The organism is Chryseolinea sp. T2 (assembly GCF_037203685.1).
Classification (GTDB): Bacteria; Bacteroidota; Bacteroidia; order Cytophagales; family Cyclobacteriaceae; genus Chryseolinea.
In genome coordinates, this window is record NZ_JBBCAU010000004.1 from 218736 (window position 1) to 233136 (window position 14401).

16 protein-coding genes and 1 tRNA gene are annotated in these 14401 nt (G+C 46.2%); 6 read left to right on the forward strand and 11 right to left on the reverse strand.

Annotated elements, in window-relative coordinates; all coding sequences use genetic code 11:
• Window positions 1-160: 160 nt before the first annotated feature.
• Genes WBG78_RS15325 through WBG78_RS15335 form a run of 3 tightly spaced genes read left to right on the forward strand, consistent with a single transcriptional unit; the run spans window position 161 to window position 6321 of the window.
• Window positions 161-2797 (forward strand): TonB-dependent receptor plug domain-containing protein, encoded by a 2637-nt coding sequence (locus WBG78_RS15325; RefSeq protein ID WP_337327325.1) that lies wholly within the window; start codon window positions 161-163, stop codon window positions 2795-2797.
• Complete coding sequence (locus WBG78_RS15330) at window positions 2794-3897, forward strand: DUF4249 domain-containing protein (RefSeq protein ID WP_337327326.1); 1104 nt, start codon at window positions 2794-2796, stop codon at window positions 3895-3897. The genes WBG78_RS15325 and WBG78_RS15330 overlap by 4 nt, the downstream gene beginning before the upstream one ends.
• 18 nt (window positions 3898-3915) lie before the next feature.
• Window positions 3916-6321, forward strand: a complete 2406-nt coding sequence (locus WBG78_RS15335) for a hypothetical protein (protein ID WP_337327327.1) — start codon at window positions 3916-3918, stop codon at window positions 6319-6321.
• Here the strand turns inward: WBG78_RS15335 and WBG78_RS15340 are convergent.
• Window positions 6281-6763 carry an NUDIX domain-containing protein gene (locus WBG78_RS15340; protein WP_337327328.1) on the reverse strand — a complete coding sequence of 161 codons (483 nt, stop codon included), beginning with the start codon at window positions 6761-6763 and terminating at the stop codon, window positions 6281-6283. The two genes, WBG78_RS15335 and WBG78_RS15340, sit on opposite strands and share 41 nt — an antisense overlap.
• Window positions 6764-6771: 8 nt before the next feature.
• A complete protein-coding gene (locus tag WBG78_RS15345; protein WP_337327329.1) occupies window positions 6772-6975 on the reverse strand; it encodes a hypothetical protein in 204 nt (67 codons plus the stop codon).
• Window positions 6976-7358: 383 nt separating this feature from the next.
• On the opposite strand from WBG78_RS15345, the gene WBG78_RS15350 reads away from it, so the two are divergent.
• The gene (locus WBG78_RS15350; protein WP_337327330.1) at window positions 7359-7565 is read left to right on the forward strand and encodes a hypothetical protein; all 207 of its coding nucleotides are present in this window, start codon (window positions 7359-7361) and stop codon (window positions 7563-7565) included.
• A 65-nt stretch (window positions 7566-7630) separates the two neighbouring features.
• Here WBG78_RS15350 and WBG78_RS15355 read toward each other — a convergent pair whose 3' ends face one another.
• The 5 genes from WBG78_RS15355 to WBG78_RS15375 all read right to left on the reverse strand — a co-directional run bounded on the left by WBG78_RS15355 (window position 7631) and on the right by WBG78_RS15375 (window position 10139).
• Window positions 7631-8155: a DUF892 family protein gene (locus WBG78_RS15355; protein ID WP_337327331.1), complete on the reverse strand. Its 525-nt coding sequence runs from the start codon at window positions 8153-8155 to the stop codon at window positions 7631-7633.
• Window positions 8156-8331: 176 nt separating this feature from the next.
• Window positions 8332-8670, reverse strand: coding sequence for a hypothetical protein (locus WBG78_RS15360; RefSeq protein WP_337327332.1), 339 nt, complete (start codon window positions 8668-8670; stop codon window positions 8332-8334).
• 72 nt (window positions 8671-8742) lie between these two features.
• Window positions 8743-9174 carry a DUF2141 domain-containing protein gene (locus WBG78_RS15365; RefSeq protein WP_337327333.1) on the reverse strand — a complete coding sequence of 144 codons (432 nt, stop codon included), beginning with the start codon at window positions 9172-9174 and terminating at the stop codon, window positions 8743-8745.
• 7 nt (window positions 9175-9181) lie between these two features.
• On the reverse strand, window positions 9182-9349 hold the full coding sequence (locus WBG78_RS15370) for a DUF1328 domain-containing protein (protein WP_337327334.1): 168 nt from the start codon (window positions 9347-9349) through the stop codon (window positions 9182-9184).
• Window positions 9350-9611: 262 nt separating this feature from the next.
• Window positions 9612-10139 (reverse strand): FUSC family protein, encoded by a 528-nt coding sequence (locus WBG78_RS15375; protein WP_337327335.1) that lies wholly within the window; start codon window positions 10137-10139, stop codon window positions 9612-9614.
• A 185-nt stretch (window positions 10140-10324) separates the two neighbouring features.
• Here WBG78_RS15375 and WBG78_RS15380 point away from each other — a divergent pair, with 185 nt between their 5' ends.
• Window positions 10325-11218 (forward strand): DMT family transporter, encoded by an 894-nt coding sequence (locus WBG78_RS15380; protein ID WP_337327336.1) that lies wholly within the window; start codon window positions 10325-10327, stop codon window positions 11216-11218.
• A gap of 131 nt (window positions 11219-11349) precedes the next feature.
• On the opposite strand, the gene WBG78_RS15385 is transcribed toward WBG78_RS15380, so the two are convergent.
• From WBG78_RS15385 to WBG78_RS15395, 3 genes are all read right to left on the reverse strand, one after another.
• Entirely contained in the window at window positions 11350-12312 is a 963-nt protein-coding gene (locus tag WBG78_RS15385) for an SRPBCC domain-containing protein (RefSeq protein ID WP_337327337.1), read from the reverse strand.
• Complete coding sequence (locus WBG78_RS15390; protein ID WP_337327338.1) at window positions 12309-12629, reverse strand: ArsR/SmtB family transcription factor; 321 nt, start codon at window positions 12627-12629, stop codon at window positions 12309-12311. Before WBG78_RS15390 ends, WBG78_RS15385 begins: the two co-directional genes overlap by 4 nt.
• 138 nt (window positions 12630-12767) lie before the next feature.
• On the reverse strand, window positions 12768-13583 hold the full coding sequence (locus WBG78_RS15395; RefSeq protein WP_337327339.1) for a glycerophosphodiester phosphodiesterase family protein: 816 nt from the start codon (window positions 13581-13583) through the stop codon (window positions 12768-12770).
• 106 nt (window positions 13584-13689) lie between these two features.
• Here WBG78_RS15395 and WBG78_RS15400 point away from each other — a divergent pair, with 106 nt between their 5' ends.
• Window positions 13690-14142, forward strand: coding sequence for a hypothetical protein (locus WBG78_RS15400; protein WP_337327340.1), 453 nt, complete (start codon window positions 13690-13692; stop codon window positions 14140-14142).
• 64 nt (window positions 14143-14206) lie between these two features.
• Here WBG78_RS15400 and WBG78_RS15405 read toward each other — a convergent pair.
• A tRNA-Leu gene (locus tag WBG78_RS15405) sits at window positions 14207-14288 on the reverse strand.
• Window positions 14289-14401: the final 113 nt, after the last annotated feature.

Below are 14401 nucleotides of genomic sequence, written 5' to 3' on the forward strand. Positions count from 1 at the left end.
AACACTATGATTTGGTTGCCATCTTTCCAAAATATCCAGCAATTTACGGGGTTGCCACGAGCGCAAGGCTACCTTAATTTGGTAAGAGTAGACCGAACCTTTGAAATACCACTTTACGATCCTGATTTGCACTATTCTGATTTGCGCATGTCATTTTTCAATGAAGGCTCAGAACAGGCTGGATAGTATTGCTATTCGCGTTGACAAAGAACAGTCTCTCGCCGCCGTTCTCACCGATATAGAGTCCCGCACTTCCATAAAGGCTTTCTTCAAGGTGCAGTGGCTCGAAGCTTTCGCTGTAGATACCGCATTGAACGGTCGTTCACTTGCGTACGTCCTCGACTATCTTTTGGGAAGCACGGATATCACTTATGCACTTCATTACGATTATGCGTTAATCTTCATCAAAGACCCAAAGGTAGATATGGCCCGGGCAAACATCGTTCGAAATGCTTCTCTTCGAAGGAAGGAAATTCATTCGGTAACTCTTGGAGACCAAAGAAAATTCAAACCTGGTGTTATGCTTCGGGTTGAAGGTGTGGTTATCGAAGAACGTTCAGGACGAACGCTGCAGGACGTAGTTGTGCGTCTGGACGGTGAAAGTCGCACGCTTACAGATTCATTGGGTAGGTATGTTATATCCGTACAGCCTGGCGAACACATTCTTTCGTTTTCACTGGGAACATATGACGATAGTTTCGTATCACTGGGTGCCTATGCGCCCGGTCAGCTGAATGCTACTTTGGAAGCGCTTCCTGTACTGCTTGATGAGGTTGTAGTCTCCGATCAGCAGGCAGTAAACCGTCGCGTAGGGCAGACCAGTCTTTCGGTGTCAGCACTCAAGCGTATGCCGTCGATGCTGGGTGAAGCTGATATCATCAGACAGGTGCAGAATCAACCCGGCGTAACGACTGTTGGTGAAGTTGCTTCGGGCTTTAATGTGAGAGGAGGAAGCGTCGATCAAAACCTGGTACTGTACGACGGAGTTCCTATCCTCAATACATCGCATGCTTTCGGTTTCTTTCCAGCGTTCAATGCAGATGCCGTAGGTAATGTGTCATTTTTTCGGGGAGGCATTCCTGCTGAATACGGCGGGCGCGTTTCGTCTGTACTTGACATCTCAGGAAAAGAAGCAACGGATGACTGGCATGGGTCCGGAGGCATAGGGATGATATCCGCCTATCTTGCAGGCGGAGGTACGTTTAATGAGGAGCAAACCTCTGTGATGGCATCTGGCCGGATTTCGTATTCAGACTGGATGTTGAATTCAATAAGATCAGCATACAGTGACCTCTCAGAAAGCTCTGTAAACTTTTTTGATGCCTCGTTAAAAGTGAGTCATCGTTTTAGTGATCGCTCGAAACTCACATTTTCCGGATATACCAGCGCCGACCGTTTCAGTCTGATAAATGATTCTGTTTATCACGCTTCCAATTTTGCTGGCAGCCTTCGCTATACATTTAAGTTTAACGATAAGGTGGATTTTTCTGCAGTGGTCGATGTGGGGAAATATCAATATAAACTTACGGACAACTATCTGACTACTGCCTTCGCACTCGGCTACGGCATAACGTATCCCTCATTAAAGTTGGATCTCCATTTTGAAGGGCGACGTCGTGTCTCTGTTGGGCTACATAATACCTACTGCATGTTCGAGCCCGGCTATTTGAAACCAACTACATCCGAATCAAATGCAGCTACCATTCAAATCCCTGAGGAGCATGGACTCGAATCGGCGTTGTACGTAAGTGATGGTTTTAACTTCAGTGAAAAGTTGTTTGTAGACGTCGGCATAAGGCTTACGATGTATAATACTTTCGGACCAGGAACAAGATATGTGTATGATGAGGGCAAACCGATAGCCATTCAGAATGTGAGCGACTCAGTTGTTTATGAAGATAATGAAATCATGAGCACTTATAAGGGACTTGAGCCGCGACTGTCTCTCCGATACATACTGAGCGACAACGCATCGATCAAGTTTGGATACAATCGCATATTCCAATACATCCATTTGGTGACTAACACAGCGGCCGTAGCACCCGTTGATGTATGGCAATCAAGCAACAGCTACTTCAAGCCTCAGAAGGGTGATCAGTTCTCGCTCGGTTACTTCATGAGCTCGCGTAACGGCAGGTACGAAGCATTCGTCGAAGGTTTTTACAAACAAGTCGATCGCGTACTGGACTACAAGGACGGAGCCAGTCTCATTCTTAATACGCATCCGGAAACAGCGTTGATTCCTGCAACAGCATACTCTTACGGTGTTGAATTTTCAGTATCAAGGATTACGGGAAGGCTAACAGGCGCAGTCAGCTATACATGGTCACGTTCGTTCAGACAAACGTTAAGCAGCTTCCAGGACGAAATGATAAACGGAGGAGACCCTTATTCCTCGAACTACGACCAACCACACGTGGTCCAGCTTAACTGGCGTTACAGTATTTCCAGACGATGGTTCTTCACAGGTGTATTTGTCTATCACACAGGCAGACCTATGTCGGTACCGATTGCCGCATACACTGTAGATCATGTGCCCGTAATGGAGTTTACGGAACGCAATTCTCATCGTTTACCAGATTACCATCGCCTCGATCTTGCATTGGTATTGGAAGGAAATCACAAACGTCGGAAGTTCTGGGACGGAACATGGACGTTATCTCTGTACAACGTTTATGCACGGAAGAACGCCTACGCAGTGTTCTATCAGGACAATGGAAAGGGTGTTCTTCAACCTTACAAGCTTTCAGTGGTCGGAACGATAATACCTTCTTTAAGCTATAGTTTCAAGATATGAGGCGGCATGTTATCACTATATGGCTACTGGCAATATTGTTATTTGACGGGTGCGTTGAGCCCTTCAACGCCCCTGTAGTTGAACAACAACCAGGAATAGTCGTTGACGCATTGCTTACGGATCAACCTGGACCGCAGTCGGTACGGCTGTTTTATTCATCTGGCTTGAATGCGGATCTTGACAATCCTGAATTGATTGCTGGCGCCACTATCAGCATCACAGACGAGAACGGTCGCATTGAGGAGTTCGACGAAGTTTCCAGGGGCGTCTACCAAAGTGACGAGAGCTTTGCGGGAACCATCGGTCAGAGTTACAAACTTACTGTACTAACTGAGAGGGGGGAACATTTCGAATCGGATTTTATTCAAATGAAACCCGCAGGAGAGATCACATCATTGTACTATGAATATGAATCCGCTGTATTGAATCAGGGACATCCCGAGCTTCCGCAGGATGCGGTCAATGTTTATCTAAATGGAAAAGGAGCAGCAGATGATGTAAGCCTGTTACGCTGGCGCTGGCATGCCACTTACCAGGTACATACCTTTCCGCAATATCGCATAAAACATAGTCCCGACGGAACCATTCTCCCCGACCCATATCCATGCAGCGGATACATTGTAGATAATGAAAATAAGCTTAAGTCAATATTTCCTTGCGAATGTTGTGAGTGCTGGCCAACAGAGTTCAGCGAACATGCCAGCGTTTCAAATAATCAAACAACAAGCAACGTATTCAACCGAATACTTGTTGGAAAAATTCCGGTCGATCAATGGCGATTCCTGTATAAATATCATTTGGAAGTCGAACAGCTTTCAGTGCAGGATGATGTGTATGCTTTTTGGAAGCTGGTGCAGGCACAACAGCAGGGCGGAGCCAACATCTTTCAGCCAAACGTTGTGAAAGTCAAAGGCAATTTAAAAAGGATTTCGGGTGACGTCGCGGTGTTCGGAATCTTTTCTGTCTCTGCTGTCACGAGTGCTATTGTTGAGATTGACAGAGACGACATTCCCATTCCACCGTATGTGCCCGATGTAATAATTCAGGACTGTCGTAACTACAAGGAAAACTCAACGAATGTCAAGCCGCCCTTTTGGTGAACATGAAACCCGGTTGATATGAAGGTATCCGTCATCCTCATAGATTACAATAACGACATCTCTGTTGTCGAAGGAGATGGGTATGTCGGTAATCAGCGCATAGTGTTATGTAGAATAAAGTGCCTCGCATGGCAACTTTCAGCATGGATCGGTTTGTTCGCTGTATTGACATGCGTTAGTGCTTCTGGTCAGTCCACGTCGTTCGTAAGTGATCTCCGCTCAAAGCTCGACCGGTACTATAACCAGCATGTTCCATTGAATCTTGATGTGCAGTTCAATCAGCCATCATACGTTCCGGGTGACACTGCATGGCTTAGTTTGTGGCTGACCACGGAACGCGAGGGACTACCAGTTGCAGACCAGCAGATCGTTCGCGTTGATTTGTCCACCAGAGAAGGTAGTGTAATTCAGCAAATTTGTGTGATGGTGAAGAACGGAAGGGGGCAGGGGCAGATCAATGTGCCTGCATCCATTGAGCCGGGTATTTATACCGCCATATTCTCGACGGGGTGGTTGGGAAGTGGCGAACGGGGAATTTGCGGCTACAAAGAATTCATTGTAAGCGGTGAAAACGTGTTTGCTACTGGTAACATGCCATTGAAGTTTCATATAGAGGGTGGGAACTTGATAGAAGATGTCGACAATCAAATATTGGTCACCGGCAAGCCAGATGCAACGGTGTCGCTGACGGCAAATGAACAGGTGCTGAAACGGATAACACTCGATGATCTGGGTTACGGCCACGTTATGGTTAGGCCTGTCGCTGAATTGCATTATTCATTGAACGACGGAAATGAAACGTCGAGGCTGCCGGCGGCTCAGCCAGGTGTTACCATGAGCTTATCGTTTTATGACAGCGCCGCTGCACTATTGTTTAATGTGGCGTCTACGCGACCGCGCAATGGATGTAATCTGGCAATTGTTTCGCGGGGTAAACTCGTCTATTCAGCCTTAATCGGACTGCAGGATAGATCGGCAACGATAACCGTTCCGAGGCGTGTTCTGCCTGAAGGTGTCATGGTTGCTACCGTTTTTGATGAGAACAATAATCCTCTCGCAGAGCGGATATTTCTGGCGAACCAGGCGTCTGCTCCAGTGAAAGTGGTTGCAGAACATTTGCCTGTACAACCTCGTAGCAGCATTCCCATCTCAATAGAAGATGGTGAACCTGGAATGATGCTCACGGTAAGTATATACGCAGAGGACATGTTTGCTCCATGGCAAAGCTTCCACAACGCAGTTGAGTCAATCGCGCGGCTACCTCTTGGTGCACTTGATTTTCGGGTCGATCCTTCCTGGACACTCCGTCAATGGAATGCCTTTCTGATCACGCAAAAATGGAATCGATTTTCATGGCGCGATGTATGGAACGGTACTCCTCGTTACCATGCTCCGGAAAAGTATCTCCGGTTCAAAGGAAGAATACTCCAAAGCGGAAGTTCCAGCTTTGATTCCGTGAGAGTCACATTCTTTCTGCGTAATGATGCTCGGGTTTACGAGGAATTTGTAGATCGTAATGGTGCATTTGATGTCGAATTGTACTTTGACTTTTTCAACACCGAAGAAGTAATCTATACAATTGACAGGAAAGGAAAGGTGATCCCCGGAGCTTCCTTGTCGCTTGATAAGGATATTATTCCGCCTATTAAGTTGAGCCCATCCATGAAAACTAGAGGGCGAAGCGATCCTTATTTTGCATTTGCAGCATTTAGAAAGTCAGTGTCAGATGCCTATTCCGACCACCTATCTGGTGCGGTTGGCGTCACCGTTGCAGACGCCAACGCCAGCGTTGAAGATGAACTCTTTGCTGCCGACGTCACAGTCAGATTAGATGACTATGTGTTATTCCCGGATATGGAGGAGACATTGCGCGAAATTGTTCCGAAGTTACAGCATCGCTGGAGAGGCAGGCATCATTCAGTGACTGTGGCTTTGTCAGAGCCCGACGGCCTGGCGACCGATGATCCACTGTATTTTATTGATGGCATTTTGACCGATGATACAGATTACTTCATGGGATTGAAACCCGTTGATGTTGCCACGATAAAAGTCATTTCTTCTCATCGGAAACTCAGTTCAATGGGCATGCTGGGACGCAATGGAATTGTTCTGGTGACAACGAAAATTCCGAACAACGCACAACGCGTTCCGCATGTGAGAAATTCTTTCCTGGCCACTGGGTTAACGCCGTTAGCGACATTTGATAATGTGCCTCATACCTCAACACGTACTCCGATATTGAGATCGTCAGTTTACTTTAATCCGGAACTCAAACTTAATTCAGAAGGACGGGGAACATGGGAAGTATTTCTTCCCGATAACACGGGAAAATTCCGCATCGAAGTAACCGGCCTTACGCGGTCGGGAACAGTATTTAAATCTATTACCCATTTGCATTCGCTCGCTCCCACATCAGCTCCCTAGTCTTTACCAGCAATGGAGCTTGTGATGGATTAATACGTACAAGAGCGTCATCGAATGACCACCAGGATGCGCGGTCAACTTCGGGAATAGTTATGTACTTGCCTGATTTATAGGGGAACTCCAACTGGATATTGTTTGAAACAATGCCTTGAGCCTCGTTCCAGTTGCCGAAAAAGGCCCACGCGTGAAGAATCTTTCCTCCTCGCGTTTTTAACCATCCCAAGGGTTCGTATGGACCTTGTGAATGCAGTCCAGTCTCCTCGTGGAACTCACGGACAGCCGCGTCAATAGCGGCCTCGTTGATCTCGATCATTCCTTTCGGAATACTCCATGCACCTGTTTCCTTTTTTGCCCAGTATGGGCCACCAGGATGAACCAGAAAATACTCCAGCCCGGTCGTTGTTTTACGGCACATGAATAGACCCGCGGTTTGTGAAGCCATAGCTAAAGTTAGCTTCCTTTTTTCTGTCGTTCGAGTTCGCGGCTCGATTCTTTTGATTCGCGAACGCGCTGAGGGGTTGATGTCTCGGAGTTTGAAGTGTCGTATGAAGTAAATGCCTCGGCAGACCTGGCGTTTTTTGTGCGTGGCGTTCGTGTCTTGTGATCATTTGGATTCTCAGGTAGAGAATCTCTGGTTTCAGGACGTTTTTTCATGGCAATTCTGTTTAACTAACCTGCAAGATTTACAGCCAGATTGACGCCAAAAAATATCAGTCTTTTAAGTAGTTCGTTGGCCGATTCAAAACTTGAGCGATGCGAATTGCATGGGAAGTATTTACTGCATTTGTGGCAAACCTACACATCTGGTTATAGGCACCGACCTGGCGTTTAGTAAAAACAAATGCGGGCATCAAAGTATTTTGTACGCACGATTGACTGCGCAGCTCGTACGCTCCAGACGGATTGCCATGAAGTTCAAATTACCTGTCTGGCACGAAAGTGACGGTGTAATATGTGTTATCTAAAGCTTTCTACCAGGGCAAAGTTTCACCCACGGATAAGTCGGAGTCAATCTTTCGCTCATTAATGTAACTTTTATGAAGCCAAAAAAAGACGAACAGAAAAAAGATGTTGATCAGCGAGACAACACAAACATTGTAACACCAGCTCCACCGCAGGTTATTGACCCATCAAGGCCTCCGGGAAGCGGACGTCATGAAACTTACCGAAAAGATGATCAGAAGGAGAACAAGGAGAAGCCGAGAGGAAGCTCTCCAGGTACGGATCGTCAAAAACGAGATTAATAGATCCTGATTAAAGTGAATATAGAGTTTGCCGGTGCGCTGTCAGCGGTAGCGCTGGGAACAAACTATGCGGCGACAACTGTGGTGGCTGTGGCCGTCGGAAATGAGAACTCGAATGATGTTCGGGTCTTACGCTGTATCTCACTAATGATGCGCGCCAGATCCAAACGGCTCATTGAAAGTGCCAGAGTGAAGAGATAGTCCAGCGATGTGAGCTCCTGGGCGTAGAACTCAATAAGACTTGATCTTATCATTTTATCCTTTCCTTCAGTTCTGCTACTCAACAAGGCCAGGGCGTTTCCACAACTCGTATCGGTCTGATTGCAGTGCCTTCCTTCGGGATTTTCATCCAGGAGTTCGAATAGGTGTTCGATGCTGTAGGCATGTGATCTGTTGACTTCGAAATAGTCGCGGATCGTGCGTTTAAGCTGACCGTTGAGTGCTGTATTCTCAAGCTTCAGTAGGGTGCGCATCAGATGGTTCTTTGACCAGTAGAGTTCGCGCAAGGTCTCGCTGAACACATGATGTGCGGGTGACTTTTCGGCAGGTGATTCTGTTGCAGGGCAATCTTCGGCTATTTGGAAAATCATAAAAGTACAGGTTTCATTTGCCAGGATGTCCAACCGCGTGCCAGTCCGATGAGACCGAAATCGCGCATCGGAAAGGCCCTTTTTAGGGGAATTGTGAGGCGTAATTTCTACTCCCGATTTCCACATTCCACATTGATGGGCTACACGCCGTTTAACTCCACGGCTATCTGGTTAGATCAGGGCTGCTTGTTTCGGGGCTGACCATTTTTATCAAAGAAATGGAAGCTTGAAATTTCCCCTTCCTTAACTTCGACTGCATATTCGTCCTTCTTCGAATGCTTATAATAGGTTTTAGCGCCACGGAAGTCCGGACTATTAACTGCCGTTTTGACTTTTTCGGGAAGTTCATTGGCCGTAATCTTAACCATGTCCTTTAGCATCGCCTGTTGAAGTTGTTCAGGAGACTGACGAACCTCCGGGTCGCCTTGTTTCACCGGGACCGACGTTGTATCCTGCGCGCACGCAATTGTAACAGTCAACGTAATGGCTGCTGCTACTATCAATAACTTTTTCATGTTAATGTTTTTATGTGAGTAATGAATGATCATGTCCTCATGGAACTGTTCAGCTGTCGAACAACTGACTGCTCACTTTCCCATGTATTTCATGTCGATGGTAATCGAACTGTCGCCCGACGGCACGTGGAATCTTGCCTTCCTGAAAGAGGGTGGACCCATTACAGCTTTCGCGTTGTTAGAGAATCCAAAGCCTTCTTTTGGTATTCCCAATGTCCCCTGGTCCATGTCCTTGTTTTGATTTTCATCATGAAGCACGCTTACAGCATAGTCCCCGGGTCTTAGATCCTCAAACGTGACCTCCATTTCTTTGTCAGTCACCTTTACTACTTTTCCGGTAGACACCTTCCTGGGAAAATTGGTCGGAGTATCATACAGCCCGATCAGAATGTCACCATTGCTGTTCTTAAGGTTCTGAATTTTAACAATCAGATTACTCTGTGCCTTGCAGGCTATAACGGCGATCAATGCAACGCCCATCACCACGATTCTCCCCGCATTCATGGCTGTGTCATTTTTTGAATAATGTTCCGCCCAGTACGAGCACGAGCACGAGGCCGATCAGGAATATAAAGAACAGAACTTTTGCTATGTCGGCAGCGCCCTCAGCGATTCCACCGAAACCGAAGATTGCAGCTATTATAGCGATCACAAGAAAAATGGCAGCCCAGCGTAACATATGATTTTAAGTTTTGGTTGATAATTTATTTCGGTAGATAAAATTTCATACCAAATCGTTTAAGCCGGTTATCTTCTATCATCGGAACGCTGAAGAGACCATCCATCTGTCAAAACGGACCGCTAATTCACTTCAGACCAGAATGTAGTAAAGACTGTGCTGGCGTTAGTAGGCTGAAAGGAAATTGGTAATAGTGCAAGCGGGGAATCAGAGCAACACGATATTGGGGATAAAAGTCACGATCGCAGACTGGATGCAACAATCAAACGTCGCTGGTGCTTTTGCTCTCCTTGAAAAGCGCCGAATGCTCCATCACTACTGTGGCGCCAAGCGACATTAATCCGCCTAGTACTGATTCTATGAACCTCATGGTAGCTGTAATCCAGATATCATTAAAAGTGTTACCGTGAGTTGATATGCTGACAATAAGAACACTTGTACAGGCAATCTTTAATGCGCCATCAAGCTTGAGCAAACTTATGATGATTGATACCAGGACAAGTGAAATGCACACCGACCAAACTACGTCTTCGATAAAATACATCCACACCACGCCAATTGCCGAACCAATGAATGTTCCAAGCAAGCGGTTTTTGAGAAGTTGTTTTACGTTTTCCCGAAGATCGTCAAATACCACAATGGCAGAAACAGCGCACCACATTCCGCTGATGTTCTCATTAGGCATATGAATCAGCATGCTTAACTGGCGTCCGAGAAAATAGCTCAGCATGACCAGAGTAGTGAGAACAACAGCCTTAATAATGATCTTACGCGAAGGAACGTATTTCATGATACCCTGGATGCTCTAAGTGAAGATTGACTTTATGGCACGGAATAATGGTGCCATGTCGCCGTAGCATCGGGACAAATCTAAAAAAATATATCACGCCAGCCGAGTCACTTATACATGCAAAGGTTTGCAGCTTCTTTCACCTTCATTGTATGTCCGGCAATTGATATCTTGTCGCGCATTTTATGGAACAAGAAAAGACACAAACCAGGATCTTCCTTTGGGGAATGATCTTGAGCATGACCTGTTGGGGCTTTAGCTGGACGGCGGGCAAGGTAATGACAAGCTACGGTACCCCGATGACTATATCCTTTATTCGGTTTGGATGTACTTTCATCTCGCTTGTGCCGCTCCTGCCATTGCTGAAAGCCAGGTTCTATATTCAGCGAAAGGGAATACTCGACCTGTGCGTCGCGGCGTCGATGATCTCATTATATACTTTTCTTTTTTTCAAAGGACTTGTAACAGGAAAGGCTGGTGCAGGAGGAGTTCTGGTGACTGTTTTGAACCCGATTGTTTCCTATGGCATCATGTTAGTACTTGCCCGCCGCAGACCTACCCGAACCGAAGCAATGGGCCTGTTGCTTGGTGCTGTCGCAGGAATAATTTTAACCAGAATTTTTACTGAGCCCTCCAGCATGTTGCAGGCCGGGAATATCTACTTTTTATGCGCTTCGTTCTGCTGGGCAATACTTAGCCTGTTTACATCTCGCTCTTCGCGATACGGTGAGCCAATATCATTCAGTTTCCTGATGTATTTTATCAGCACCATAATTATGTTGTTCGTCGCGGGTATAACACCGGTGATGGAGACCTTTCAACGAAGTGACACGAAGTTTTGGCTGAACATGTTCTTCAGCTCAACAATAACTACTTCCCTCGCCACAACTTTCTACTTTTTTGCAACGGCACGTATCGGCGCCAGCCGCGCCAGTAGTTTTATCTTCCTTGTACCGTTTTCAGCAGCAATAGGGTCATGGATATTCCTCAATGAACAGCCCGAATGGCACACAGTAGTCGGCGGTATGCTCGGAGTCGCAGCAGTGCTTGTGCTGAATCGGAAGCCAAGGGTCGAGTAAGAATATTCTTAATAAGAGAAGACTAGGGCTTGAAGGCGGATACAATGCGGCGTTCGCAATGAACACCGCATTGGCAATTGTTATTGTTTCAGATTGTAACGCCAGAAATTCTTACCTGATCGCTGGAGGAACTATTTAGTTTGATAGCTGATCATCCAGTTGATTCCGAACTTGTCGGTGAAACTTCCAAAGTATGCTCCCCAGAACATGTCCTGCAAAGGCATTGATACCTTACCGCCTGACGACAGCGCACTGAACAAACGGTCAGCCTCTTTCCGCGACGCTGGTTCAACATTAATGAACATGTTATTGCCCTGGGTTAAAGTAAAGCCCATTTCCTTTGGTGCATCGCTTGCCATCAGAATGTGTCCCGGCAACAACGGTAGCTCTGTATGCAATACCATCTTCTTTACCTTATCAGATAAAGGTGGCTGGCCCGGTTCCGCCGGAAGTTCAGAGAATCGTTTTATTCCATTTACAAAATCAGTTCTGAAAATGGATTTGTAAAAGTTCATAGCCTCTTCGGCATTTCCCGGGAAGTTAATGTAGTAGCAAATGCGAGCTTTGTTATCGGGCTTGTTTTGCTTTCGAAGATAAAATTGCGCGCTGATGTACTGATCAAGATTTTCAAGACCCATGGTGAATCCTTCCTTGAAGCCCATTTTAATAATGGTTTCAAGATCCTCCAGCTTTTCAAAACTGATTTCGGCATTCACAACTGTCTCTTCATCCCTGGATTCGAATCTATTATCCCACTGCATACGGGGATGAGACATATTAATGGATTCATTTTCGTCGCAGAAGGCGTCTGTGCCTGAATAACTTTTCATCGGTACAATTTTCTTGTAGTCAAAAAGGCACCAGTGGCGTTCTCCCTCTGGGCCAACCATGCAGTAATGCCATCGTCCACCTTCTTTGAAATTCATCGATTTGGTCTCTGCCCTCCACGGTTTTGGAGCCCACCATTGATCAAGTATTTCAGCCTCCGTCCAGGCTGCCCAAACAAGTTCTATAGGCGCGTCGAATGAGCGTTCCACTTTGATCTTCTTGTTGGTTTTGTCTACCTGAAAGTTGAAAAGCATTGTAGCATTCATTTCTTTTTGGTTTTAAGTTGAGCTAATACGTCATCTAACTGTTCGAATCGTTTGGCGAGGAGTTTCCTGAATTCCTCGATCCATTTTTCAATCTCTCTCATTTTGTCTGCATTCAAATGATAGTAGATTTCTCTGCCTTGATGTTCCTGACTTACGAGCGCACATTCAGACAATACCTGAATGTGTTTCGAAATCGCTTGTCTGCTGCTGTTGAAATGTTCGGCAATGGCGTTTGGTGTCATTGCCTGGACTGCCAACAGCATAATGATAGCACGCCTGGTCGGATCGGCGATCGCCTGAAAAATGTCCCTTCTCATACCTGGAAATAGTGTGATAGCCCGAATAAGCAACTAACTGGTTGCAAATATATACGCAACTGAACGGTTGCACAAGTGCTTGTGGTAAATTTTTTTATTGCTCGCTTAGCCCGAAGCTATTTTCAGAAGAGCCTGAATCTACTTCAGGCTGGAACGCCAGCGTACGAGTTCTCTTGGATGGTCCGTTTGCATGCCCTGCACTCCCAGTGAAAGGACCTTTGTCCATAAAGCCTCATTTTCATCTGGTTCTTGAACATCGACCCATATGGATTGCCCATTCTTATTAATACCGCGAACGAGATCGGCAGTGTAATCACTATGGTCGCCGTCAACGATCTGGACATTTACCAACTTTTGAAAGTTTAAATATGAATTGATATTCTTAACGGTGTCGGGCAAACTGGCCATCAACGGTACTGCTGGAGCATGTGACCGCCAGCCCTGAAGCTGCTCCTCTTTATTCAGGTAGACAACGACCCGGTTCTCCATGTCAAACTCCTGAATCAATCGCCAGGCCTTTTCAATGTCTCCGTCTTTAAAATCCAGGTAGATACCGATCTTGCCCTTACAGATCTTTAACACTTCAGCAAATAAAGGCACTTTGTGATTCCCAAATTCCGGATGCTTCTTGTCGCTGACCATCAGTTGTTTTATGTCGGACCATTTGAGATCGCTTAGTTTTCCATGTGATGTTGTCATCCTGTCGATGGTCGCGTCGTGCATAACAACAAGTTCACCATCACTGCTGGCACGTACGTCGACCTCTACATAGTCAACGCCAGTAGCGATAGCATCACTAAATGCCTTCAGTGTGTTTTCAGGTGCCGTCGTGTGATCACCACGATGCGCGATGACGATTAATTTTTTTGATTGACCTGAGGTGCGTTGTGGCATCGCAGCGCATAGGGTTAGTGCTGTAACCAAAATCACAGCATGATATCGGAGTGTTTTCATATTTCAATACGATCGAAAATTTAACAGAACACTGGCTGAATGCGAAATCGCGCTGATGATTTCACTGCCTCATTCCATCGTTTTATCTTTATGGCCACGTAATACAATGACGAATCAGAAAAATTTGTTGGTCAGCTTGTGTAAGGAATCGATCAGGCAAAAGATCGAGCGTATGCGCGTGTTGATTCAGGAGGCTCAGCAATCTGCCAACGAAGAAACAAAGAGCACCGCTGGCGATAAGTACGAAACGGCGCGGGCTATGGCCCAACTGGAGATCGAGAAGTATGCCTCTCAACTATCCGAGCTTCAGAAGCAGTCTCTTGAGTTGGAGAAGATAAATACTTCGGTATTGCGTGATCGTATCGGCCCTGGCAGCCTGGTGGAAACAAGTAACGGAAACTTCTTAATCACTGTTAATGCCGGCGAGTTTGAAGTTGGCGGAAGAAAGTTCTATGCAGTTTCCCAGCAGTCGCCAATAGCCCAGAAAATGTCGGGTTTGACAACCAATGATTCGTTCGCCATAAACGGACGGACTTACACGATCGTATCGTTGGAATAGGACAAAAAAATACCCCTTCCTTGTGAAAAGAAGGGGTAACTCTAAGTGATTGACACTCAGTAAGTACCTAAGGCCGGAATCGAACCGGCACTCCCGAAGGAACACGATTTTGAGTCGTGCGCGTCTACCAGTTCCGCCACTCAGGCTTTTCTGCAACTAATTGCAGCTGGTATGAACCCGCCAGTTGAATAGCGGGGTGCAAATATGTGTTAAAGTTTGATGGAGAGCAACCGCTTATGCTAATTTTCGGCAAGTCTGT